We start from the raw sequence: 19,417 nt of genomic DNA on the forward strand, positions 1-19,417 counted from the left end.
GTGTTCGGACGTCGCAAGAAGGGCAGTGCCGCCGAGGACGCGGCGGGCGAGGCCGAGCAGGTCGTCGACGCTGTCGACACTGAGGCGGACGAGGCGGAGCGGGAGCGCGTGAGGCTGGAGCCGGAACCGCGTCCCGACGGCCCGTGGGACGACTCCGAGGTGCGGGACCCGGCCGAGGGCCGGGTGGACCTGGGCGGTCTCTTTGTACCCGGGGTCGACGGCATGGAGCTGCGCGTCGAGGTCGCGGGCGACGCGATCGTCGCGGCCACCGTCGTCCTCAAGGACAGCGCGATCCAGCTGCAGGCCTTCGCCGCTCCCAAGCGGGAGGGCATCTGGGGCGAGGTCCGCGAGGAGATCGCCTCGGGCATCACGCAGCAGGGCGGTGTCATCGACGAGGTCGAGGGGCCGCTGGGCTGGGAGCTGCGGGCTCAGGTGCCGGTGCAGCTGCCCGACGGCACGGGCGGTTTCCAGGTCGTCCGGTTCGTCGGTGTGGACGGCCCCCGCTGGTTCCTGCGCGGAGTGATCTCCGGGCAGGGCGCGGTGCAGCCGCAGGCCGCGGGCCTGCTCGAGCAGATCTTCCGGGACACGGTGGTCGTCCGCGGTGAGGGCCCGATGGCTCCGCGCGACCCCATCGTCCTGAAGCTGCCGAACGACGCGCAGATGGTCCCCGAGGGTGTTCAGCAGGAGGACCAGGCAGGATCCCGCTTCTCGGGTGGCATGGGCCAGCTGCAGCGCGGACCGGAGATCACCGAGGTGCGCTGACCGCGCCGCGCACGCGTCCGGACGAGGATCGGGCCGTATCCCTGACGGGATGCGGCCCTTTCCCGTGTCCGGCTCCTTGCTCTCGTGTCCCCCTTGCTCTCGTGTCCGGCGGCTCCTTGTTCTCGGGTCGGGCGGCCCCTTGCTTTCGTGTCCGGTGTTCTCATGTCCGGCCTCTTGACGGGCAGTTGGTCCATACCTAGGGTCCCGGCCATCGGTTGCGTTCAATGACGCGCCCATCGTTCACATACAAGAACGGATGGCCCCCCACATGCCCGACACCCCCACCCCGCACCACCGCAGACGGCGTCCCGCCCTGCTCGCCACCGTCGCCGCCGTGACCACCGCCCTGGCCGGCGGCTTCCTCGCATGGCCGGCCGCGCGGACCGCCGAGGCCGCCCCGGCGGCCTTCGCGCACCCCGGAGTCACCGTCTCCCGCAGCCAGCTGGACTTCGCCCGCACCCAGGTCAACGCGGGTGCCCAGCCCTGGAAGAGCGCCTACGGCCAGATGATGGCGAGCAAGTACGCCTCGCTGACCCGCACCGCCAAGCCTCGCGCGACCGTCGAGTGCGGCTCCTACTCGAACCCCAACTACGGCTGCACCGACGAGCGCGAGGACGCGACAGCCGCTTACACGGACGCCCTCGCCTGGTACATCACCCGCGACGAGCGGTACGCGAAGAAGTCCATCGAGCTGATGGACGCCTGGTCGGCCACGATCAAGGACCACACCAACAGCAACGCGCCCCTGCAGACCGGCTGGGCGGGCTCCTCGTGGCCCAGGGCCGCCGAGATCATCAAGTACACGTACACCGGGACGTGGGCGAACTCCGGGCGCTTCGCGACGATGCTGCGCGACGTCTACCTGCCCGAGGTCATCAACGGCTCCAACTCCAACGGCAACTGGGAACTGTCGATGATGGAGGCCGCGGTCGGCATCTCCGTCTTCCTGGAGGACAGGACGTCCTACGACAAGGCCATGGCGAAGTTCCGGACCCGCACCGCCGCCTACGTCTACCTGGCCTCCGACGGTTCCGTGCCGAAGACCGTCCCCAGCCAGAACCTCGACACCACCGCCAAGATCGTCAATTACTGGCAGGGGCAGTCCACCTTCGTCACCGGCCTCACCCAGGAGACCTGCCGCGATTTCACGCACACCGGGTACGGCATCTCCGCCATCGCGCACATCGCCGAGACCAGCCGCATCCAGGGCGCCGACCTCTACTCCACCGACGTCGGCGAACGGCTGCGGCAGGCCCTCGGCTTCCAGTCCAGGTACCAGCTGGGCGAGGCGGCACCGAGCTGGCTGTGCGGCGGCTCCCTCACCCTCGGGCTCGGACCGGTCACCGAGGTCGGGTACAACGCCCTGCACAACCGGCTCGGCATCGCGATGACCAACACCCAGCGGCTGACCGAGCAGAACCGGCCGGCCGGCAGCAACAACCTCTTCGTGGCATGGGAGACGCTCACCCACGGGAACAACCCGAACTGACCCTCCCCCCGCCGGGCGTGCGGCGACCGCCGTACGCCCGGCCGTCAGGGTTGCGTCAACTCGTCCCGCACGGCGCCCACCACCCCGTTCGCCGGGCCCCGCGGCCGTGAGGTCGACGGGTACGTCCTGCCGACGCCCGGTGCCGCACCGAGGTGGATCACGTCCCCGGCTCGCACAACGTCAAGCGCCGGCAGGACGTCACCGGGTCTCGGCGATCTGGGGCTCGCGCGAGCGGATCGTGGCCGGGCTGACCGGCGGACCCGCGGGCCGGACGCTGATCCGCCGGGCGGCCCGCCTCGCGGAGAAGGGCGCGGGCGGCGAGGTGCTGGCCGTCCACATCGCCCGCAGCGACGGCCTGACCTCCGCCTCCCCGAAGGAGCTGGCGGCAGTACATCTTCGGACCCGACGAGAGCGACGTGATCGTCGAGACGGACGCCCTCACCGTCGACCTCGCGGTTGAGAAGGTGCGCCGCGCCGGCCGCGACGTACGCCTGACCCCCACCGAGTGGCACCTGCTGGAGGTCCTGGTGCGTCACCCCGGCCACCTGGTCGGGCAGAAACAGCTGCTCCAGGAGGTGTGGGGGCCGTCCTACGGCACCGAGACGAACTACCTGCGGGTCTACATGGCCCAGCTGCGGCGCAAGCTGGAGCCGGCCCCGCGCACCCGCGGCACTTCGTCACGGAACCGGGCATGGGCTACCGGTTCGAACGCTGACCCGTGCGGGTACGTGGCTCCCGGCGCCCCCCGGTACGCTTTCGGTATGAGTGCTGTTCCCCGTTCCGACAAGCCGGTGGGCCGGTTCCGGCGCATGCTCGACCGGCTCTCCTCCTCCCAGGAGGACCTGGAGTCCGAGGAGCTGCGGGAGGACACCGACACCACCGGATGTACGCGCATCGGCGACTGCCAGGACCGGCAGATCGTCACGGTTACTGGTACCTTGCGCACGGTCACGCTGCGGCCGCGGGCGGGCGTCCCGGCCCTGGAGGCCGAGCTGTTCGACGGCTCGGCCGCGCTGGACGTGGTGTGGCTCGGCCGGCGCTCCATCGTGGGCATAGAGCCGGGACGCAAACTCATCGCTTCGGGCCGGATCTCCCTGAGCCGGGGCCGTAGGGTGCTGTTCAACCCGAAGTACGAACTCAGACCGCTCGGACGGGAGTAGCCGGTGACGTCGCTCGACAAGCCGACCGAAGACGCCCAGCAGGATTCCAGGGCGGTGACCGAGGCCGCGCTCTTCGAGGCGTTCGGCGGCGTGCGTGGCATGGTCGAGACGGTCCTGCCCGGCCTGCTCTTCGTCACCATCTTCACGCTCACCAAGGACCTGCACTGGTCGGCGATCGCCGCCCTCGCGGTGTCCCTGCTGCTCGTCGTGGTCCGCCTGGTCACCAAGGACACGGTCAAGCACGCCTTCAGCGGCGTCTTCGGTGTCGCGTTCGGCGTGGTCTTCGCGATGATGACGGGCAACGCCAAGGACTTCTACCTGCCGGGCATGATCTACACGCTCGGCCTGGCGCTGGCGTACATCATCACGACCCTGTGCGGCGTCCCGCTGATCGGACTGATCCTCGGCCCGGTCTTCAAGGAGAACCTCTCCTGGCGCAAGCGCAACCCCGGCCGCAAGAAGGCGTACGCGAAGGCCAGCTGGGCGTGGGGTCTGATCCTGCTCGCCAAGTGCGCCGTGCTCTTCCCGCTGTACTGGTGGGCCGACACCACCCAGCTCGGCTGGGTCCTGGTCGCCCTGAAGATCCCGCCCTTCCTCCTCGCCGTCTGGCTCACCTGGGTCTTCCTGGCCAAGGCGCCCGCGCCGATCGACGTGTTCGCGGAGATGGAGGCGGAGGAGCAGGCGGAACGCGCCAGGGCCGCCGCCCGCTCTGCCGAGTAGGATCCCCAATCTGCCGAGCAGGACTCCTCGGCTCTCCCGAGCGGACCCCCGGCGAGGACGGTCCGCTCACCGCAACGGCCTGCGGCCCACTCCTCCCACGCCGGACGGACTGAAGGACTGGCACACGAAGGGGGCGCCCGGAATTCTCCGGGCGCCCCCTTCGTCGTGTCCCCGCTGACCGCGTCCTCGTCCGCCAAGGCCGGACGGACTGGAAGACCTCAGCTCGTCGCGTCCTCGCGGCGTACCGACAGCAGGTCCTCCAGCTGTTCCTCGCGGGCCTGGGCGGCCACGAACAGCAGCTCGTCGCCCGCCTCCAGGGAGTCCTCCCGGGACGGGGTCAGGACGCGGGTGCCCCGGATGATCGTGACCAGCGAGGTGTCCTCGGGCCACTCGACGTCACCGACCTGCGTACCGGCCAGGGCGGACTCCGGCGGCAGCGTCAGCTCCACGAGGTTGGCGTCGCCGTGGCTGAAGCGCAGCAGACGGACCAGGTCGCCGACGCTGACGGCCTCCTCGACGAGGGCCGACATCAGACGCGGGGTGGAGACGGCGACGTCCACGCCCCACGACTCGTTGAACAGCCACTCGTTCTTCGGGTTGTTGACGCGGGCCACGACCCGCGGGACGCCGTACTCGGTCTTCGCGAGGAGGGAGACGACCAGGTTGACCTTGTCGTCACCCGTGGCCGCGATGACCACGTTGCAGCGCTGGAGCGCGGCCTCGTCCAGGGAGGTGATCTCGCAGGCGTCGGCCAGCAGCCACTCCGCCTGCGGGACGCGCTCGACCGAGATGGCGGTCGGCGCCTTGTCGATCAGCAGGATCTCGTGACCGTTCTCCAGCAGCTCGCCCGCGATCGAGCGGCCCACGGCGCCGGCACCGGCGATGGCGACCCTCATCAGTGACCGCCCTCCTCTTCAGGGCCCTCGGCGAACGCCGCCTCGACCTTCTCGACGTCGTCCGTACGCATCATCACGTGCACCAGGTCGCCCTCCTGCAACACCGTCTGCGAGGACGGCAGCATCGCCTCGCCGAGCCGGGTGAGGAACGCGACGCGGACGCCGGTCTCGTCCTGGAGCCGACTGATCTTGTGGCCCACCCAGGCGGCGGAGGCGTGCACCTCGGCGAGCTGCACCCCGCCGGTGGGGTCGCGCCACAGCGGCTCCGCGCCCGAGGGCAGGAGCCGGCGCAGCATCTGGTCGGCCGTCCAGCGGACGGTCGCGACGGTCGGAATGCCGAGGCGCTGGTAGACCTCGGCGCGGCGGGGGTCGTAGATACGGGCCGCGACGTTCTCGATGCCGAACATCTCGCGGGCCACCCGGGCGGCGATGATGTTCGAGTTGTCACCGCTGGAGACGGCGGCGAAGGCGCCGGCCTCCTCGATGCCCGCTTCGCGCAGCGTGTCCTGATCGAAGCCGACCCCGGTGACCCGGCGTCCGCCGAACCCGGAGCCCAGTCGTCGGAAGGCGGTGGGGTCCTGGTCGATCACGGCGACCGTGTGCCCCTGTTGCTCCAGGGTCTGGGCAAGAGCGGATCCCACTCTTCCGCAGCCCATGATGACGATGTGCACGACCGTCCTTCCGAAGTCAATGGTCACGGCTCAGGTGGAAAGGGTCTCAGACCGCCGCCCAAGCTACACACGCGCGGTGCGCGGAAGGCAAGCCTGTGCACGTCGTCCGCGGTTTCACCGCTCAGCGGCGGCCGATGCTGCGCACGCTGACAACTGTGAGGATTCCGAGGCCGACCAGTCCGGCGGCGGCGCCGATGAGCTCCGCGGTCGTGTGCATGGAACCTCCAGAAGCAGACAGGGACGGGGTTTTGTCATATAGGCATGCGGATCTTGTGGACTGCGGAATCCGCAGCGGAAAACGTCCGCGATTTCACTCGTAGAGCAGATGCCGGGTGGCGGGTGGGCGGCCGCCCGTTCGAACGCTTACGATCCTCTGCGTGTCCAAACTGACCGACGTGCCCAAACGGATCTTGATCGGGCGCGCACTGCGCAGTGACCGGCTCGGAGAGACTCTCCTGCCGAAGCGCATCGCACTCCCCGTCTTCGCCTCCGACCCGCTCTCCTCCGTGGCGTACGCACCCGGAGAAGTCCTCCTGGTCCTGTCCATCGCGGGTGTGTCGGCCTACCACTTCAGCCCGTGGATCGCGGTCGCCGTCGTGGTGCTCATGTTCACGGTCGTGGCGTCCTACCGCCAGAACGTGCACGCCTATCCCAGCGGCGGCGGCGACTACGAGGTGGCCAACACCAACCTCGGTCCCCGGGCGGGCCTCACCGTCGCCAGCGCCCTCCTCGTCGACTACGTCCTCACCGTCGCCGTCTCCATCTCCTCCGGCATCGAGAACCTCGGCTCCGCCGTCCCCTTCGTGGTCGAGCACAAGGTGTTCTGCGCGGTCGCCGTCATCGTGCTGCTGACGCTGATGAACCTGCGCGGGGTGAAGGAGTCAGGCAAGCTCTTCGCGATCCCGACGTACGTCTTCGTGGCAGGCGTCTTCATCATGGTCGCGTGGGGCGCGTTCCGCGGGCTCGTCCTGGACGACACCATGCGCGCGCCCACCGCCGCCTTCCACATCAAGGCAGAGCACCAGGGCATCGCCGGCTTCGCCCTCGTCTTCCTGCTGCTGCGGGCCTTCTCCTCCGGCTGTGCCGCGCTCACCGGAGTCGAGGCGATCTCCAACGGCGTCCCGGCCTTCCGCAAGCCCAAGTCGAAGAACGCGGCGAGCACCCTCGCGGCGATGGGTCTGCTCGCCGTCACCATGTTCTGCGGGATCATCGCCCTGGCCATGGTCACCAAGGTCCGGATGGCCGAGAACCCGGCCGTCGACCTGCTGGACAACGGCGTCGCGGTCGGCTCCGACTATGTGCAGAACCCGGTGATCTCGCAGGTCGCCGAGGCCGTCTTCGGCAAGGGCAGCTTCCTGTTCATCGTGCTCGCGGCGGCCACCGCGCTGGTCCTCTTCCTCGCCGCCAACACCGCGTACAACGGCTTCCCGCTGCTCGGCTCGATCCTCGCGCAGGACCGCTACCTGCCCCGCCAGCTGCACACCCGCGGCGACCGCCTCGCCTTCTCGAACGGCATCGTGCTCCTCGCCGGCGCGGCCATGCTCCTCGTCGTCATCTACGGAGCCGACTCGACCCGGCTGATCCAGCTCTACATCGTCGGCGTCTTCGTCTCCTTCACGCTCAGCCAGACCGGCATGGTGCGGCACTGGAACAGGCACCTCGCCGCGGAGCGCGACCAGAACAAGCGCCGCCGCATGGTCAGGTCCCGGGCGATCAACGCCTTCGGTGCCTTCTTCACCGGGCTCGTGCTGGTGGTCGTCCTCGTCACCAAGTTCACGCACGGCGCCTGGGTCGCCCTGCTCGGCATGGTGATCTTCTACGCGACGATGAGCGCGATCCGGAAGCACTACGACCGGGTCGCCGAGGAGATCGCCGCTCCCGAGGGCCCCTCCGACGACAGCGTCCGCCCCTCCCGCGTCCACTCCGTCGTCCTGATCTCGAAGATCCACCGTCCGACCCTGCGCGCCCTGGCCTACGCCAAGCTGATGCGGTCCGACACCCTCGAGGCGCTCAGCGTCAACGTCGACCCCGCGGAGACGAAGACCCTGCGCGCGGAGTGGGAACGCCGCGGCATCACCGTCCCGCTGAAGATCCTCGACTCGCCCTACCGCGAGATCACGCGCCCCGTCATCGAGTACGTGAAGGGGCTGCGCCGCGAGTCCCCGCGTGACGCGGTCTCCGTGATCATCCCCGAGTACGTGGTCGGCCACTGGTACGAGCACCTGCTGCACAACCAGAGCGCCCTGCGCCTGAAGGGCCGGCTGCTGTTCACGCCGGGCGTCATGGTCACCTCCGTGCCCTACCAGCTGGAGTCCTCCGAGGCCGCGAAGAAGCGGGCCCGCAGGCGCCAGGACTGGAACGCGCCGGGCGCGGTGCGCCGTGGTCCCGCCGAGCAGCGGACGAAGGAACCCACCAAGCCGAAGGGCTGACGGGCCGGCGGGCCGGCGGGCCTGTCCGGGGGACCGGCGGGCTGCCTGGCCGACCTGTCAGGGAGGCCGGCGGGCCGGCGGGCTCCCGGGCTCGGAGGGCCGGCGGGCTCGTGGTGAGCGGCCGGGCGACGTCCACGTAGACTGGTGGGCTGTTGTCCGGCCGTTCCCCCTTTTCGCATCTGGAGTCACCCCGCCATGCAGGCAGAACCGAAGAAGTCACTGGTGGGGGAGGAGTACGAGGTCGAGATCGGCCCCGTCGCCCACGGCGGGCACTGCATCGCCCGTACCGCCGAGGGCCAGGTCCTCTTCGTCCGGCACACGCTGCCCGGCGAGCGGGTCCGTGCCCGGGTGACCGAGGGCGAGGAGGGCGCCCGCTTCCTGCGTGCCGACGCCGTCGAGATCCTCGAGGCGTCCAAGGACCGCGTCGAGGCGCCCTGCCCGTACGCGGGCCCCGGCCGCTGCGGCGGTTGCGACTGGCAGCACGCGAAGCCGGGCGCCCAGCGGCGGCTCAAGGGTGAGGTCGTCGCCGAGCAGGTGCAGCGGCTCGCGGGCCTCACGCCCGAGGAGGCCGGCTGGGACGGCACGGTGATGCCCGCCGAGGGCGACAAGCTGCCGCCCGGCGAGGTGCCCTCGTGGCGCACGCGCGTGCAGTACGCGGTGGACCCGGACGGTAACGCCGGGCTGCGCCGCCACCGCTCGCACGAGGTCGAGCCGATCGAGCACTGCATGATCGCCGCGGACGGCGTGAGCGAGCTGGGGATCGAACAGCGCGACTGGTCCGGCATGGAGTCCGTCGAGGCCATCGCCGCGACGGGGTCGCAGGACCGCATGGTGATCCTGGAGCCCCGGCCCGGCGCCCGGCTGCCCCTCGTGGAGCTCGACCGGCCCGTCTCGGTGATGCGGGTCGAGGAGCACGACGGCGGCATCCACCGGGTGCACGGCCGCGCCTTCGTGCGCGAGCGCGCGGATGACCGGACCTACCGGGTCGGCAGCGGCGGTTTCTGGCAGGTCCACCCGAAGGCCGCGGACACCCTCGTCAAGGCCGTCATGCAGGGCCTGCTGCCGCGCAAGGGCGACATGGCGCTCGACCTGTACTGCGGCGTCGGCCTCTTCGCGGGCGCGCTCGCCGACCGCCTCGGCGACAAGGGCGCGGTCCTCGGCATCGAGTCCGGCAAGCGCGCGGTGGAGGACGCCCGGCACAACCTCGCCGGCTTCGAACGGGTCCGCATCGAGCAGGGGAAGGTCGAATCGGTCCTCCCGCGTACGGGCATCACCGAGGTCGACCTGATCGTCCTCGACCCGCCCCGCGCGGGCGCGGGCAAGAAGACGGTGGAGCACCTGGCGTCCCTGGGCGCCCGCAAGATCGCGTACGTGGCCTGCGACCCGGCGGCACTGGCCCGGGACCTGGCGTACTTCCGCGACGGCGGCTACCGGGTGCGGACACTGCGGGCGTTCGATCTGTTTCCGATGACGCATCATGTGGAGTGCGTTGCCATCCTCGAACCGGTGGCGAAGGGCTCCTGACCTGCAGTTTTGTGTGTGCGCATTATGTGCAGTGTGGGCGTTACGGGCGATATCTTGACGCTGAAATGACGCTCGTGACGCTCATTTGACGCTCGTTCTGATGGAGCGTCAGGCAACTTGTCGGGCAGGTCAGAACCCCGCCAAGGTGGCGAGCATCGATGGGCCGCCGAAGGCAGGCGACGCAGAGCGCGGACCTACTGAGTCCTGCTGGTCAGATGTTCCGGAAGAGACCAGGCGGTCCCGTGACCTGTCGCAATGGGTAGCTGCGCCTTGCTGACCTGTGAAGATAGTCTTTCGGCTGCTTCACGGTCATGCCCGTTGATGCGGCCGGAAGTCCCAGAGGACTCCCACCTGTGATCGCCACTCTTGCAGCTCTATGCAGAGCGAGGGGGCGGGCGCAGCACGCCGCCATCGTCCATCACCGCGCGCTGGCACGATCGACCCGTGCCTGGCCGGAGTCGCCCGGCGACCTGCCGCAAACCCTCCGCCCGAGCGCGTAGAAGAGGACACGTGACAGCGGCCGGGCCCTCCGCCTGGTAGACGGCGGGCCCGATCGCTAGCTACTTCCTGCGATTCCAGAAGTTCTCCCACCACTTCACGCGATCCGACGAACTGCGCGGCATCACAGCACGGACCAGCCCAATCAGAAGGGCGAGCGTCAGCAGACCGACAACGGCCTGCCATGGAGTGTCGGGTGGCAGGAAGCCGACCACAGACATTTTGGATCTCCAAGGTACTCCCGAACCTGAACAGCGACTGCACTACTCGAAGCCCCTCCCCAGGGGCGTACACGGGCGGTTCAGGCAGCCAATGTGACAAGGGGAGTGCCCAGCGGTTGCGGTGCCCGCGGGACCGAGGTTGCAGCGAGTCGAAGCACCCCACAGGGGGCCGATTCGGTGACCGGCATCTCGCAGCTGATGCCATCGCCGCCGACATCACACAGCTCATCAAGACGTGCAGCCACGAGGAGCTGGAGAGCTGCGACCCGCGCCTCCTCGGCGGCGATCTCCTCCGTCGAGGGCAGTGCGTCGAAGCGTGCCCAGAGGGCGACGAGCCCAGCCGGCGCCCCGGCTGGGGCACCCCACACGATCTCGTCATTTGCGCGCGGAGCAGTGATCGAGGGTAGACGCGTCTCCTCCTCGACTGAGGCAAGTAGACGCCGAGTCAGCTCGGCGGAGTCGTAGTTCTCCCGCGCTTCCCTGACGAACTCAAGGGCCCGATCCAGGCGCAGAGCCTGATGGATCAGCCAGGCCATGGTCATCGATTTGCCTGAGCCGGTTGTATGCCAGACGATGCCCTGCGACTCCGGCCTCCTCCGCGCGGCCACGGGGGAACTCGTCTCAGGCATGTCGGAGCGCCAGTACCGCTTGAGCTCGACCATCAAGAGACGATCGTGGTCCCGCACGATGTAGTCCGGTACGAAATGGTCCGGTTCAGCGGGTGCACGGGTTGGCCGCGCCCGTCCGAAGGCATCGCTGCGAACCGCGCTACCTTCTGCTGCTTGATCGAACACGCTGACACTTTACTGGCTGGGTAGTCCGAATGGACGCGGGTCGCCAACAGAGATCGGTGGGATCATGAAGGGGGCGCGGGGTGCGCCCGACGGAGGACGTCCGTGGCCCGCCCCCCCATGGCGCAGCGCGCTGTCATCGCCAAGCGTCTGGCCCGAGTTGACGGGCTGACCTCGGCCGTGAGGTTCTCCGACATACAGGGGCACGGCCGCGTCAGGGCGGCAGCGTGGGGAGGCGGGGCGTATCCGCTTTGCGGAGGGTGCCAGTGACAGAACGGGGGAGGGGCCGGGCGCTCGATCCAGCTGCAGGTCGGCCCCAACCTCTCCAGGTTCGCGCCTCGGGGTCGGTCCGCGCCGCCGGTGCCAGCGCCCATAAGTGCTTTTCAGGGGCATCGGGTCATCTGTGTGTGCGATGGCGATCTGGGAAGAAGCCGGGCCGCCCCTGGCCGCGGGTGCCGAAGAAGACGACGTGGGCCTGCTCGATGACGTCGTCGGGTGGGACGGAGTTTTCCACGATGATCCGCTGCACGGGGAAGCGGAGGAAGTACCGATAGAAGTAGTCCTTGACATATAGAGGCACCCGTTCGTCGCCGGGCTCCAGCTGGCCGAAGGTGACCAGAGGGGAGTCCAGGACCAGGAAGCCCATGTGGGGCATGCGGTGTTCGCTGCAGTACTGGGCCAGGGCGGTGGAGAAAGCTGCGTGGAGGAGGGCGCGCAAGCCGCGTCCACGGGAGGAACGGTCGCTGCCGCCTGCCCTGACTTCCCCGCTGTAGGGGTCCCAAGTGGCGGCGTCGACGCCGGGGACGTGCCAATCGTCGAGGATGGCCTGCAGGTTGGCGTTAAACGTGTCCTGGATGTTGGCGGGGATGTAGGAGGGGGCGCGGCGGGCGGGGGCTGCCTCGCCGGCGAGTGCGACGCGGCGCTCGTCCAGCTCCTCGATGCGGGCCAGGAGTTCGAGGTCGCGCTGGACGACAGCGCGCTGCTCCAGGAGGCGCTCCAGGACTTCGTTAAGTGGTTCCAGGCGCCGGGCGATATCGGCGATGGTTGCCTCCATCGACGTGTCCTGGGCACGGATCTCGGCGATTTCACCCGCGAGTTCGGCGCGTTGCCCGTCCAGGTCTGTGATGGTCAGCCTCAGGTCGGCGAGGAGGGCGCGAGTCTTGTGGTCCTCGGCTTGGACGGCCTGTTGGAGCGGGGTGGTCTCGGTCAGACCGTGGTGGGGGTTTGGTGTCCTGGCTCTGCGCCACAGAAGACGCAGCGGCCGGTCTGGAAGTACCCCAGCAGGTTGCCGGCTTCGCTGACCATAGCCAGGCGGGCCAGGTCGGACTCGTACTGTTGCTGCAGAAGGTCGAAGCGGCCCAACAGGTCGCTGATCTCGCTGAGGCGTGCGGTCAGCCGGGCCGTGTCCTCGTTGAGGCGGGTGCGGGCCGCGATGGCTGCTGCCTGACGTTCGCTTTCCGCGTGGTGGGATCTGGTGGCCTCGCGGACGGACGTGTCCAGCGTCGTCAGGAGTCGCCGCAACGCTTCGGCGTTTCCCTGGGTGGTGATTTTGCTCGTCAGGTCGACGACGAGTTGGTCGATGAGGGTGATCTTGCCGCGCTGAACCCGGCGCTGGGCGGCATTGGACAGGTTCGCGGGCGGCTCGTCGTCCCCGGTCAGGCTCAGCCGCATTACCGAGCGTCCCGCAGTGCGCGAGGACTGCCCCCGTCCGCGTTGGCACGGTGGGGTTTCATCGTCGATCCGGCCGTCGGTGACCACAGCTAGGTGGGAGATGTCCGGCAGTTGCAGGGGGGTCGTGCTGCCCTGCTCGTTGGTGCGGATGTAGGTCGCGTCCAGGCCCAGCACCTCCAGCAGGTACTTGGAGATGTCGCGCTTGGCCCGCCGTGCGGAAACCACGGCATCCGGTATGGCGTGGGTCAGGTCCCGCAGGTCCGCTCGATGAACATGGATTTGGTTGGAACCGGGCTTGCGGACCAGGGTCAGGGGACTGTCATCGGGCAGCTTCATGCCGAGCAGAATCTGGCTGTAGCCGGCGGCGTGGGTGATTGAGGGAGTGCTGCGGCGGCCTGCGAGCATGTAGTCGATGAAGTTGACGATGAAGGTCTTGCCGGTGTCGGAGTTGCCGCAGATGATGGTCAGCTCGGGTCCGAAGGTGACCTGAGCGGTGGGCAGTCCGGAGCCGGCCCAGGTCAAATGGGTCAGGCCAAGGTCAGCCACTGGCCGCACCTCCCTCCCGCGGGTCTGCTAGGAAATCCACGTTCCAAGAGGTCACGAAGCTGCGCATGGCCTGACGGGCGTCGGTGCGGGGGGCGTACTCCCGAACCGCCCCAAGCGCCCGGTCCTGCAGCTGAGCGACGTAGGGAGCCTCCAGGATGCCGACAAAGCCGGATCCACGGCTGGTGGCTCGGTAGACCAAGCCCTGGTCGGTGCCCTCGACCTCGGCCAGTCCGGACCGGGTAAGCACAGCGAGCCCCTCGTGGAGGAGGCGCCGCCGCAGTCCCAGCTCTCCGGGCTGCGCGGGCAGGTGCGGGTGAAGGCTGGGGGGCCCGTGGAACTGGCCGCTGTGCAGCATTGCGTGGTCCAAGACGGTGAGCATCGACAGGTCGATCGGCTCGGGGTAAGAATTGGCAAGGATTACCAGGGCGCGCACGGCGACCTCGACGGGGCCGTTGAGGGGGTTCACTGTGCAGCTTCTTCCCGGCACCAGTTCAACTCGTCATCGTTGGCGAACTGGTGGCACATGCCGATGCGTTCGAGGTTCCTGAAGTATGGGTGGAGCATCGGGGAGTGGATCTGGACCAGTCCGGCTCGCTCCAGGACGCCTTGGAGGCGGTCGAAGCCGGTGGGGAACCGCCGCATCGCGACTTCGACGAGCATGACCAAGACGTCCGCCTGCAGTTCCTGGTAGACCTTGCCGGGGACACTGTCGCGTGCGAACATTCGCAGCGCTTCGGCTGCGTAGAATGCCTCACGCTGTCGGCCGAGATGGGGGCCTGTGTCAAGGTGGGCGAAGGCGTCGGCCAGCGTATGGATGCGGTCGTCGAAGTATTCCTGATAGACCTGCAGCAACTGTTCGAGGAACCGCGTCTCAAGCGCGGTGTCGGGCTGCTCCGGGGGCACCAGTTTGTCAGGCTTGCCCGTGGGCGGCAGGTTAAAGCGGGCGGGGAACATTGGCGTCTGGGCATACAGCTCTAGCATCGTGGCCAGGTTGACGGTCCAGAACATCGTGAAGTCTGTCGCCTCGGCCAGCTCCCGTGCCCTGGCCAGGGTGCCGGGCTTCAGTTCCCGCACGTGCTGCGGCCGCCTGTCCAGGTGGTCCAGGAAGCGCTGCATGAGGTCCATGGGCGTCAACGCGGCGTCCACCAGCCGCGGGGCGATCCTGGGGGCCACGAAGAAATACCGGGTGGGCAGAGTGCGGGAAGTTTCGACCGCGGCGACGAACGGCTTGAGCATCTCCGGAAGCGCCTGCGCCAGCTCCCGTTCGTACCGCTTGCACTGGTAGCAGTGCCAGGGGCCATTGAGCTTCTGTTCGGTCTGGAACGCGACAACGTCCGCACCGCGGTCGTTACTGCCGCCGATGATCTCAACGCCGAGGTATCCCCCCTCCTTCGCCCGTAGCCTGACCCACTCGCAGGTGAACTCCTCCCACTGGGTGGGACTCCAGAAGAACACCTGCTGTAGCGGAGTGCGGGTGTCGAACAGGTTTGGTGCCACGGCCTGGGCCGGGATGGTGTACGGCGAGACCATACCGGCAGAGGGAACCAACTGCTGTTCAGGCCATGGCAGTTCGGTCATTCGCCAACCCCCGTGTTGCGGCGCCCAGGCGGACACAAGGACGTTCTACCACCAGGATTCGATCACGAAAAGACCACATTTGGTGGGCGCGTACGGTTCCGGTCAGGCGGGTGGTCCACGTGGTCGGGGCGACGACTCGAAGAGCAGTACGGGTGCAATGATGTGAAATTGCGTCAATAGGGACCAGTCTGGAAGTCAGGGCCTCCGGTGCTTGGTCGCGCAGATCGATCAGGTGCTTAGAAGACGCCTGCTCTGTTCAGGCCGTTTCGCATGTTTAGAGGGCGCTCGTGAGGTGGTCCTCGGAGACTCCGGGGCATTGTGATGATTCGCCGACGGCAGACATATTGAGCCCAGAAGGGACTGGAATAGCGCGGCGAAGCAAGTGAACCTAGAGCAGCCCTCGGAAGATCGTCTGGGCGGCCCGCGGAACATAGCACGAGATCGCCGGTTACCGAAACCGGCGATTCTTCGGAGCATTGATGTTGCCCGGGGATGCCCACGCATCCCGACGCGCGTTGCTAGGAGTGGAATCTTGTCGCAGTACGCAATACCTGAGTCGTCCCTGCTTTCCGTGGAGCAGGTCCGTTCGCTGCTGGAATGGGTGCGCAATGATGCCGGCGAACAAGGCGCCGTGTACCCCTTCTTTGTCTCCATGGCCGCAGCGGCCCTCCTCCCCGGCGAGGCGATCCAGCTCCGGATGGACGGCGTGGCGCTGCCGGAGGACGGATGTGGCGAGTTCCTGGCCGATGGCGGTGGGTCACGCCGGGTGCCTGTCACCCCTGAGCTGGTCGGCGTGTTGCGGGAATGGATCAGTAGTGGCGGCCTGAAGCCGGGCGATCTGCTGTTCCCTGGTGAGGGTGGCGGGCCGTTGCCGTCGGCGGTGTACCGGCGGGTGTGGAAGCAGGCGCGAAAGGCCGTCCTCCGCCCTGACGAGGTGGAGGCGGGCTTCGCAGAGCACGTCACCAGCCTGCGTGATTCCACCCTGGAGAAGTGGCTCAAGGCCGGCGTTTCCGCTTGGGACGTTACCGAATGGGCTGGCGTGACCGCGAGTTGGCTGGCCATGCGCTACCCGCACTGCTTCCGCCTGGAGGATGTCGAGCTCGACTGGGCTCATCTGGCCAAGTTGATGGCCCTGCCGGAGGCGCTCAAGTCGTAGCTCTCCTCCCGCGCGCTGGTCGGCTATCAGTGCGCGGGCAGCACCACCCGCCTCTGAACATCGGCCGTCCCATTCCTCGAAAACGCCTTCACCTCATGACCCGTTCCCCTGTGGAGCCTCTCGGTGATGCGGTCCCACTGTCCCGACATGGCTGGTTGACCTCGTTCTGGAAATGGCCTGGCTCTCATCTCCGCCGGCCCCTCACCACCAAGGATCCGCCCATGCCTGCCCGCTTGCTCTCCATTCCCTCTGTCGCGGCCGCTTTGGACGTCGACCGCCGCACGGTCTACCGCTTCATCGCTGCCGGCGACCTGCCTGTCGTCGACCTCCGTACCGGATCAGGCCGGTCCCGTGTACGGGTCCCCGCGGTCGGCCTCGACGAGTTCATCAGTCGCCGCGCCGTCGTACCGCCGGCAGCCCGCCGCTGACCCTGGCCCATCCCGGCCCCCGTCACCGTTTAACAAGGAGTAGAGCCTCGTACCTTCGTAAGCTGAAGTCCGGCAAGTGGCAGGCGACCGTACGCAACCGGACAGGAGACCGGTTCAGCGAGTCGTTCCCCCTCAAGGCGCAGGCGCGCGCCTGGGGCATCGAGATGGAGACGCAGTTCGCCCGCGGAGGCATGCGCGACCCGCGGGCCGGTGAGATGTCGTTCCGCGAGTGGCACGACCGGTGGTGGAACGCCCGAATCGTTGAGCCCCACACGCTTCGCGGCGACGCATCCAACATCAAGAACCACGTCATGCCCTACTGGGCGGACTGGGAGATGCGGGCCATCACCCGCATGGACGTCCAGAGCTGGATCCGGACCCTGGTCGAGAAGGGGCGGGGGCCGCTGCGATCAAACGGGCTTACAACCTGACCTCCTCCATGATGCGCGCTGCCGTCGACGACGATGTCCTGGCGGTGACCCCGTGCCGCAACATCGACTTGCCTCAGATCGCGGTCAAGCCGCCGCAGTGGTTCACGCTTGACCAGGCGCAGAGCATCCTGGACGAACTCCCCGCTGCGTGGCGGACGATGTGCTTGCTCGGGTTCTACACCGGACTGCGCTGGGGAGAACTCTCTGGCCTGCATCGCCACCGCATCGACCAGCGCCGCTCGCGACTGTTTGTGGTGGAGGTCAACAGCAAGAGCGGCATCAAGGAGTACCCCAAGAGCTCCAAGAGCCGTAGAGAGGTCCCGCTCCCGCCTCACGTCCTGGAGGCCGTCGAACGCCACATCCACCGGCTCGACCGGGACGCGTTGGTGTTCACCACCATCACCAAGGGCCGTGCCGGACGGCTCCTCGCCGACAGCAACTGGCGCCGGCAGACCTGGTGGCCCACCGTCGAGGCCGCCTACTACTTCGACACCGACGGCGAGCAGCAACTCGTCCCGCACTACCCGCCGCACTCCATGCGCCACACTTGTGCCTCGTGGCTGGTCCAGAAGGGAGTCTCGCTCTACGAGGTCCAGCATCTCCTCGGCCACGAAAGCTTCCAGACCACCCAGCGCTACGCTCACCTTCAACCGGACGCGCACAAGGCCGTTCTTGGTGCCTGGGAGCGCTTGGACGTTTCCGCTCACCATCGCCGCATGAACGATCCTCCGCCCTGTCCCTTCACGGACAGGGCGGAGGCGCTTGCCTAATCAGGGGGGCCGTGCGACCTCCTCATCGGGTGGCGCCCAGCGCCCCGTGCTGTCGAACGGCCAGGGATGGGTGTAGAGATCGCTCTGAAGGAGTTCGCGCAGAGCCTCACGGCTGGCCGGGGGATCCGGCGGAGTCACCAGCGGCGCGCACAGTGGATCAATCCGGTCTGCGTACGCCTCAGCCCACTGCAGCCACTCCAGTTCCTCCGCCGCAGCGGACACGCCGTCGGCTCTCGTGCGGGCTGCGCGGCAGAAGGCGCGGATCTCGTCGGCCCGACGCCGTGCCCTCACCTGCTCGACCAGGACATTCGCTGGATGTCGCTCGACTTGCCGATCCCGTGCCTGCGCAACAGCCGCGTACCAGCGGCGTCGCTGCTCGGCCTTGCGGAGTTCCTCTTCCCGCAGCTGTCGTTCGGCCGCCTCGGCACGTTGTTCGAGATCGTGCAGAAGGTGCCCCAGGCGGGACTCCAGTGTCCACCGTGCGCTGTCCCTGTGGGTGTACGAATGCTGGTACCAGCTTTTGGCGGGCGCCCCGAATTCGAGGCGTCCGTTGAACTCGTGGTCGTACTTGGGGATACGAGTCCAGGGATTGCGTTGCTGTTGGCGGATCTCCTGAGCGGTCGGCTCGTGTGGCACCTTGGTCGTCTGCTCTGTGATCGCGAGCGGGAGCGCGTGTCCGCGGATGACGATAACCATCTGGTGTTCGGCCTGGCCGCGATGGAGATCGGTCCGGGTCTCCACCTGGTAGCCCCGGCTTTCCGCCTCGGTCAGGAGCGCGTGCATGATCCGCAGGGCACGGTCGGCCTGCTCCCGTGACACGTGCAGAGGGATGACCTTGGGCGTCCCGCGGTTGTCGACTACGGTCTTGGACCTGCCGAGGGCCTTGCGCGTGGCACGGACGAGCTGATGAGGACGGCCCAGCACGTCGGGGACGTCGATGGTCGGCACCGGCGGCGGTTGCGCAGCCTTCTCGGCTTCCTCGTCGACCAACGTGAAGACGCAGTCACCACGCTGCCGTCCGGTCCAGCGCAGCTTGAGCTCTCCTGGTACGTGATCGTGATGGAGCGCGTCGTAGAAGGCCGCCCGCCACCGCCCCCGGGTCTGCGGGCCCGGATCAGGGACGGTGAGCTTCCAGGTAGTCGCGGACTGCAGCCGAGCGATCAGCTCGGCTCCGTCGGCAGGAGCGCGCTCGGCCTGTTCGGCATCACCGGCCAAGCGCTCCTTCTCGGCTTGGACCTCCTTGGGATGCTTGCCGTGTTTGAGGAAGTAGCGGCCGTCCGACGTCACTACTGCGACGTGCCCGCTACCGCGCCAGCTCCGCTTGATCAGCCCACGCTGCTCAAGGGCCCAAGCCGTGTTCGAACTCTTGGGAGCGATGGGCACGGCACTGGACGCTGCAGCGATCTGGCGGAGCATGGCAGCCTGCTGTTCAGTCAGCGTGTACTTCACGAGCTTCGGCTCCACCTCGACGAGCTGCGGGCAGACCACCAAGGTAGGGCCGATGAATAGCCTCGGAGCGCTTCCTGTCGCCCGTTCGGGTTCCACCACCCGAACCTGGTCGTGTTGAGGTCAGTCAATGGTGTAGGTGGCTTGCCGGGCTCAACCCGTCGAACAGCGTGCCGGGGCTGCTCTTTGGGCTCGGATCGTACGGCGGCAGATCCTTGCGTTGGCATGCG

Annotated in this window: 18 protein-coding genes and 2 pseudogenes; 12 read left to right on the forward strand and 8 right to left on the reverse strand. The window is 68.1% G+C overall.

Going from position 1 to position 19,417, the window contains the following annotated elements; translation table 11 throughout:
• The 6 genes and pseudogenes from ACFYP4_RS00550 to ACFYP4_RS00575 all read left to right on the forward strand — a co-directional run bounded on the left by ACFYP4_RS00550 (window position 1) and on the right by ACFYP4_RS00575 (window position 4,131).
• On the forward strand, window positions 1-762 hold the full coding sequence (locus tag ACFYP4_RS00550; RefSeq protein WP_358853054.1) for a DUF3710 domain-containing protein: 762 nt from the start codon (window positions 1-3) through the stop codon (window positions 760-762).
• 268 nt (window positions 763-1,030) lie between these two features.
• A complete protein-coding gene (locus tag ACFYP4_RS00555; protein WP_388781356.1) occupies window positions 1,031-2,251 on the forward strand; it encodes an alginate lyase family protein in 1,221 nt (406 codons plus the stop codon).
• A gap of 199 nt (window positions 2,252-2,450) precedes the next feature.
• Window positions 2,451-2,636: pseudogene (locus tag ACFYP4_RS00560) on the forward strand (hypothetical protein); the annotation flags it as partial.
• Window positions 2,637-2,649: 13 nt separating this feature from the next.
• Window positions 2,650-2,966 (forward strand): annotated as a pseudogene (locus tag ACFYP4_RS00565) (winged helix-turn-helix domain-containing protein); the annotation flags it as partial.
• Between the two features lie 46 nt (window positions 2,967-3,012).
• Window positions 3,013-3,411, forward strand: coding sequence for an OB-fold nucleic acid binding domain-containing protein (locus ACFYP4_RS00570; RefSeq protein WP_358853056.1), 399 nt, complete (start codon window positions 3,013-3,015; stop codon window positions 3,409-3,411).
• Between the two features lie 3 nt (window positions 3,412-3,414).
• Window positions 3,415-4,131 (forward strand): DUF3159 domain-containing protein, encoded by a 717-nt coding sequence (locus ACFYP4_RS00575; RefSeq protein ID WP_358853057.1) that lies wholly within the window; start codon window positions 3,415-3,417, stop codon window positions 4,129-4,131.
• A gap of 218 nt (window positions 4,132-4,349) precedes the next feature.
• Here ACFYP4_RS00575 and ACFYP4_RS00580 read toward each other — a convergent pair whose 3' ends face one another.
• Window positions 4,350-5,027, reverse strand: coding sequence for a TrkA family potassium uptake protein (locus ACFYP4_RS00580; RefSeq protein WP_358853058.1), 678 nt, complete (start codon window positions 5,025-5,027; stop codon window positions 4,350-4,352).
• Window positions 5,027-5,698: a TrkA family potassium uptake protein gene (locus ACFYP4_RS00585; protein WP_358853091.1), complete on the reverse strand. Its 672-nt coding sequence runs from the start codon at window positions 5,696-5,698 to the stop codon at window positions 5,027-5,029. Before ACFYP4_RS00585 ends, ACFYP4_RS00580 begins: the two co-directional genes overlap by 1 nt.
• Window positions 5,699-6,075: 377 nt before the next feature.
• On the opposite strand from ACFYP4_RS00585, the gene ACFYP4_RS00590 reads away from it, so the two are divergent.
• On the forward strand, window positions 6,076-8,127 hold the full coding sequence (locus ACFYP4_RS00590; RefSeq protein WP_388781361.1) for an APC family permease: 2,052 nt from the start codon (window positions 6,076-6,078) through the stop codon (window positions 8,125-8,127).
• A 195-nt stretch (window positions 8,128-8,322) separates the two neighbouring features.
• Window positions 8,323-9,651: a class I SAM-dependent RNA methyltransferase gene (locus tag ACFYP4_RS00595; RefSeq protein ID WP_388781364.1), complete on the forward strand. Its 1,329-nt coding sequence runs from the start codon at window positions 8,323-8,325 to the stop codon at window positions 9,649-9,651.
• Between the two features lie 799 nt (window positions 9,652-10,450).
• Here the strand turns inward: ACFYP4_RS00595 and ACFYP4_RS00600 are convergent.
• The 5 genes from ACFYP4_RS00600 to ACFYP4_RS00620 all read right to left on the reverse strand — a co-directional run bounded on the left by ACFYP4_RS00600 (window position 10,451) and on the right by ACFYP4_RS00620 (window position 14,956).
• Window positions 10,451-11,164: a hypothetical protein gene (locus ACFYP4_RS00600; protein ID WP_388781367.1), complete on the reverse strand. Its 714-nt coding sequence runs from the start codon at window positions 11,162-11,164 to the stop codon at window positions 10,451-10,453.
• 394 nt (window positions 11,165-11,558) lie between these two features.
• Window positions 11,559-12,215 carry a hypothetical protein gene (locus tag ACFYP4_RS00605; RefSeq protein ID WP_388781370.1) on the reverse strand — a complete coding sequence of 219 codons (657 nt, stop codon included), beginning with the start codon at window positions 12,213-12,215 and terminating at the stop codon, window positions 11,559-11,561.
• Window positions 12,216-12,367: 152 nt separating this feature from the next.
• Window positions 12,368-13,378, reverse strand: coding sequence for a hypothetical protein (locus tag ACFYP4_RS00610; RefSeq protein WP_388781374.1), 1,011 nt, complete (start codon window positions 13,376-13,378; stop codon window positions 12,368-12,370).
• Window positions 13,371-13,844: an ABC-three component system middle component 2 gene (locus ACFYP4_RS00615; RefSeq protein WP_388781377.1), complete on the reverse strand. Its 474-nt coding sequence runs from the start codon at window positions 13,842-13,844 to the stop codon at window positions 13,371-13,373. The genes ACFYP4_RS00610 and ACFYP4_RS00615 overlap by 8 nt, the downstream gene beginning before the upstream one ends.
• The gene (locus ACFYP4_RS00620; RefSeq protein WP_388781380.1) at window positions 13,841-14,956 is read right to left on the reverse strand and encodes an ABC-three component system protein; all 1,116 of its coding nucleotides are present in this window, start codon (window positions 14,954-14,956) and stop codon (window positions 13,841-13,843) included. The genes ACFYP4_RS00615 and ACFYP4_RS00620 overlap by 4 nt, the downstream gene beginning before the upstream one ends.
• Window positions 14,957-15,488: 532 nt before the next feature.
• Between ACFYP4_RS00620 and ACFYP4_RS00625 the strand changes: the two genes are divergently transcribed.
• From ACFYP4_RS00625 to ACFYP4_RS00640, 4 genes are all read left to right on the forward strand, one after another.
• Window positions 15,489-16,112: a hypothetical protein gene (locus tag ACFYP4_RS00625; protein ID WP_388781384.1), complete on the forward strand. Its 624-nt coding sequence runs from the start codon at window positions 15,489-15,491 to the stop codon at window positions 16,110-16,112.
• Window positions 16,113-16,333: 221 nt separating this feature from the next.
• A complete protein-coding gene (locus tag ACFYP4_RS00630) occupies window positions 16,334-16,540 on the forward strand; it encodes a helix-turn-helix domain-containing protein (RefSeq protein ID WP_388781387.1) in 207 nt (68 codons plus the stop codon).
• A 164-nt stretch (window positions 16,541-16,704) separates the two neighbouring features.
• Entirely contained in the window at window positions 16,705-16,971 is a 267-nt protein-coding gene (locus tag ACFYP4_RS00635; RefSeq protein ID WP_388781390.1) for a hypothetical protein, read from the forward strand.
• Window positions 16,972-16,979: 8 nt separating this feature from the next.
• Window positions 16,980-17,741: a tyrosine-type recombinase/integrase gene (locus ACFYP4_RS00640; RefSeq protein WP_388781393.1), complete on the forward strand. Its 762-nt coding sequence runs from the start codon at window positions 16,980-16,982 to the stop codon at window positions 17,739-17,741.
• Here ACFYP4_RS00640 and ACFYP4_RS00645 read toward each other — a convergent pair whose 3' ends face one another.
• The gene (locus tag ACFYP4_RS00645; RefSeq protein WP_388781396.1) at window positions 17,742-19,190 is read right to left on the reverse strand and encodes a hypothetical protein; all 1,449 of its coding nucleotides are present in this window, start codon (window positions 19,188-19,190) and stop codon (window positions 17,742-17,744) included.
• Window positions 19,191-19,417: the final 227 nt, after the last annotated feature.

The organism is Streptomyces sp. NPDC005551, assembly GCF_042871785.1.
GTDB lineage: Bacteria > Actinomycetota > Actinomycetes > Streptomycetales > Streptomycetaceae > Streptomyces.

Excerpts from the sequence above, each read along its gene's own strand:
- ACFYP4_RS00555 (WP_388781356.1), top strand. The coding sequence starts at position 1,031 with ATGCCCGACACCCCCACCCCGCACCACCGCAGACGGCGTCCCGCCCTG.
- ACFYP4_RS00570 (WP_358853056.1), top strand. The coding sequence starts at position 3,013 with ATGAGTGCTGTTCCCCGTTCCGACAAGCCGGTGGGCCGGTTCCGGCGC.
- ACFYP4_RS00580 (WP_358853058.1), bottom strand. The coding sequence starts at position 5,027 with ATGAGGGTCGCCATCGCCGGTGCCGGCGCCGTGGGCCGCTCGATCGCG.
- ACFYP4_RS00595 (WP_388781364.1), top strand. The coding sequence starts at position 8,323 with ATGCAGGCAGAACCGAAGAAGTCACTGGTGGGGGAGGAGTACGAGGTC.
- ACFYP4_RS00605 (WP_388781370.1), bottom strand. The coding sequence starts at position 12,215 with ATGGAGGCAACCATCGCCGATATCGCCCGGCGCCTGGAACCACTTAAC.
- ACFYP4_RS00620 (WP_388781380.1), bottom strand. The coding sequence starts at position 14,956 with ATGACCGAACTGCCATGGCCTGAACAGCAGTTGGTTCCCTCTGCCGGT.
- ACFYP4_RS00630 (WP_388781387.1), top strand. The coding sequence starts at position 16,334 with ATGCCTGCCCGCTTGCTCTCCATTCCCTCTGTCGCGGCCGCTTTGGAC.
- ACFYP4_RS00635 (WP_388781390.1), top strand. The coding sequence starts at position 16,705 with ATGGAGACGCAGTTCGCCCGCGGAGGCATGCGCGACCCGCGGGCCGGT.
- ACFYP4_RS00640 (WP_388781393.1), top strand. The coding sequence starts at position 16,980 with ATGATGCGCGCTGCCGTCGACGACGATGTCCTGGCGGTGACCCCGTGC.